Annotated in this window: 4 protein-coding genes; 3 read left to right on the top strand and 1 reads right to left on the bottom strand. The window is 74.0% G+C overall.

Annotation, left to right across the window (positions count from 1 at the left end; genetic code table 11):
• Both KR546_RS18815 and alr read left to right on the top strand, forming a co-directional pair.
• The coding region (locus KR546_RS18815) for a hypothetical protein (RefSeq protein ID WP_238446261.1) at window positions 1–187 on the top strand (187 nt) is incomplete at its 5' end.
• Window positions 188–255: 68 nt separating this feature from the next.
• Window positions 256–1,365 carry an alanine racemase gene (alr, locus tag KR546_RS18810; RefSeq protein ID WP_238446260.1) on the top strand — a complete coding sequence of 370 codons (1,110 nt, stop codon included), beginning with the start codon at window positions 256–258 and terminating at the stop codon, window positions 1,363–1,365.
• Window positions 1,366–1,376: 11 nt separating this feature from the next.
• On the opposite strand, the gene KR546_RS18805 is transcribed toward alr, so the two are convergent.
• A complete protein-coding gene (locus KR546_RS18805) occupies window positions 1,377–2,909 on the bottom strand; it encodes a nicotinate phosphoribosyltransferase (protein ID WP_238446259.1) in 1,533 nt (510 codons plus the stop codon).
• Between the two features lie 135 nt (window positions 2,910–3,044).
• On the opposite strand from KR546_RS18805, the gene KR546_RS18800 reads away from it, so the two are divergent.
• A partial coding sequence (locus KR546_RS18800; protein ID WP_238446258.1) for a P1 family peptidase occupies window positions 3,045–3,425 on the top strand: 381 nt, incomplete at its 3' end.

The following is a 3,425-nucleotide window of genomic DNA, read 5'->3' as shown; positions in this document are numbered from 1 at the left end:
GGTGTGGCGCCACGCGTTCGCCGCGCACGACCTGGCCGTCGCACGGGGCGTCGCACGGGTCGGCTCGGCCGAGCTGGCCGACCACCTGCCCGACGCCGACGGCGTCCTCGCCCGGCTCGCCACCGATCGCCCGGCATGGCCGTTCGACGCGGGGGCCGATCGTCCGAACGCGGCGGGGTCGCCATGAGGTGGCGACCCACGGGGCCGGGACACGAGGGTCGCAGAGCACCCGGGCAGACGCGGCCAGGAGGCTCGGTGGAGCCGGTCCGTCCCACGATGCTGGAAGTTGACCTGTCGGCCCTGCGCCACAACCTCGACGTGGTCCGGGCCGCGACCGGTGACGCCCAGGTGTGCGCGGTGGTCAAGGCGGACGCTTACGGCCACGGGGCCGCCGTGGTGGCGCGCACGCTGCTGGACGCCGGTGCCGCGTGGCTCGCCGTCGCCCTGGTCGAGGAGGGCGAGGCGCTGCGTGCGGCAGGCATCGAGGCCCCCATCCTGCTGCTCAGCGAGCCGGTGGGTCGCGGCAGGGACCCCCGGCCGGCGGCCCGGCGGCTGCTGGACGCCGAGCTGGTCCCGTCGGTGGCGACCACGTCCTTCGCCGACGCCCTGGCCGCCGAGGCCGACGAGCGCGTCGGCGCCCACCTCCTGGTCGACACCGGCATGGCCCGGGTCGGGGCCCGAACGGAGGCCGTCGGGGAACTGCTCGACCACCCCGGTCTGCACGTCACCGGTGCGTGGACCCACCTCGCCCGTGCGGACGAGGACGTGGACACCACGGATCGCCAGCTCGCGCGCTGGGACGCCGTGGTCACGCAGGTCCGTGCCCGCGTGCCCAACGCCGTCATCCACGCCGCCAACTCCGCCGGGACCCTGCGCCACCCGCGATCGCACTTCGACCTGGTGCGGGCCGGGATCGTGCTGTACGGACTGTCGCCGGCCCCGGGGGTGCCGGCCACCTCGTTCGGCCTGCGCCAGGTGCTGCGACTGCGCACCGGCGTGTCGTTCGTCAAGCACGTCGCAGCCGGCACGCCCGTGAGCTACGGCCACACCTGGACGGCGCCCGTCGACGGTTGGCTCGCCACCCTGCCGATCGGGTACGCCGACGGTGTCCCCCGCATCGCCAGCAACGGGATCGAGGTCCTCCTGGCCGGACGTCGACTGCCGCAGGTGGGTCGGGTCACCATGGACCAGACGATGGTCTTCTGCGGCGAGCACCGACCGTCACTGGGCGACGAGGTCGTGCTGCTCGGCGGCCAGGGCGACGGCTTCGTCTCGGTCGACGAGTGGGCGGCCGCGGCCGACACGATCTCCTACGAGATCCCCTGCCAGCTCACCGCCCGCGTGCCCCGCGTCCACCTCGGCTGACGCCGGGGTGGTCAGCTCCCGTTGGAGGCACGGGCCTCGGCGACCAGGTCGGCCTTCATCGTGGCGATCCGGTCCGACAGCGACACGTGGTAGACGTGCGGGTTCACCAGGCGAAGCACGCCGGGGTCGAGCCGGGCGAGGTCGGCGTCGCGGCGCTCGCGAGCGGCCAGGATCGCCTCGTGCTGGTCGATCCCGTCACGCGCCATGGGCTCGAGCAGGTCCTCGACCTCGCTGATGCGCGTGATCGTGCGGGAGATGCCCGGCGTCGCATGGTGGTTGACGTGCAGCGGCGCCGCCAGGTCCTCGTCGGCGTGGGCGAGCACGTCGGCCACCGCCTTGCCGCGTTGGCCGTACACCCGCACGACCCGCTTGCGTCCCGGGTTGACCACCTTCGCCGGGGTGTCGGAGACCTTGATGGCCGGCTGCCACGACGCGGACTCGTCCTGGACCGCGACCAGCTTGTAGACCCCGTCGAGGTTGGGATCACCGTCGGACGTGGCCATCTTGGTGCCCACCCCGTAGACCAGCCGGTCGATCACGGACTCGGCATCCATCCCGTAGGTGGGGGCCTCGTCGCGGACCTGGTTGCGGATCTGCCAGATCGCCAGTTCGTCCAGGCCCGAGGACAGCACGATGCGCGCGTCCGGGTACCCGGCCTCGTCCAGCTGCTGGGACGACAGCACGGCCAGGTGCGCGAGGTCGCCCGAGTCCAGCCGGATGCCGACCGGTTCGTGGCCGCTCGCCCGCACCTCGTCGAACACCGTGATGGCGTTGGGCACGCCGACCCCGAGCGTGTCGATGGTGTCGACCAGCAGCAGGGTCTCGTCGGGGTAGGCGTGGGCGTAGGCCCGGAAGGCCCCCAGCTCGCCCTCGCCGAGCGCCATGTAGACCTGGACCAGGGCGTGGGCGTGCGTGCCGCGGGGCGGGAACCCCACCAGGTGGGACACGCCGACCGCCGACGAGAAGTCGGCCCCGCCGACCAGCGACGCGCGCGAGGCCGCGTTGGCGCCCTGGTCGGCCGCACGCCGCATCCCGAACTCCAGGACCGACCCGCCCCGGGCGGCCTGGCGGACCCGCGAGGCCTTGGTGGCGATCAGGGTCTGGAAGTTCAGCTGGTTGAGGAGGGGGGTCTCGATGATCTGGGCGAGGGCGAGCGGGCCCTCCACGACCGTCATCGGCACGTTGGCATGCACGACGCGGCCCTCGGGGACGGCGGTGATGTCCAGGGCGTCGAACCCACCCACCTCGGCCAGCCAGTCCAGGAAGCCGTCGTCGAAGACCCGGTGGCCCTCCGGCGTCCGGTGGGAGCGCAGCGCCGCGAGCTCGGGCTCGCCGAACCGGACGGTGCGGGCCCACTCGCCGAACCAGGCGTGTCCGGCAGCGATGCAGTACCCGGCCTGGTGACGTCCGTAGTCCGGGTAGCGCCGGAAGAAGTGCTCGAACCGTGCAGGTCGTTCGTGCAGCCCCTGCTGCCAGTACAGCTGGGCCATCGTCAGCTGGTACTGGTCGGTGAACAGGGCCCCCTCGGCCAGTGAGCGGTCCATGCGTGGGTCCCGATCGTGGTCAGGCGGCGGGTCGGGCAGGCGGGCGGGTCGCGCGCAGGCAGGGCGGTCCACGGACGGACCCGGCCGGGTCGTATCGTAGGCTCCACCGCGCACGATCGGACCCGGAGGACGCTGATGGCGCTCGGACTGGACGACCTGGCGATCGGGACGTGGACCTCGCCGGCCGGCGACTCCGGCTGCACCGTGCTGCTGCCGCCGCCCGAGACGGTCGGCTCGGTCGCGATCCGGGGACAGTCGCCGGGGACCCGGGAGGCCGCGGCACTGGCGCCGGGACGGGCCGTCCAGCACGTCGACGCCGTCGTGCTGGCCGGCGGGTCCGCCTACGGGCTGGCCACTGCGGACGGGGTGATGGCCGAACTGGAGGCCCGGGGACGGGGCCACGTCGTGCCCGGCGGGGTCGTCCCGATCGTCGCGGCGGCGATCATCCTGGACGCGGCGGCGACCATGCCCAGCGTCCGCCCGGACGCCGACGCGGGTCGGGCCGCCGCCCGGGCA

Origin of the sequence: Salsipaludibacter albus, from assembly GCF_019798055.1 — a bacterium.
In the GTDB taxonomy this organism is placed as follows: domain Bacteria; phylum Actinomycetota; class Nitriliruptoria; order Nitriliruptorales; family Nitriliruptoraceae; genus Salsipaludibacter; species Salsipaludibacter albus.
This window is presented reverse-complemented; position numbering and strand designations above follow the sequence as displayed.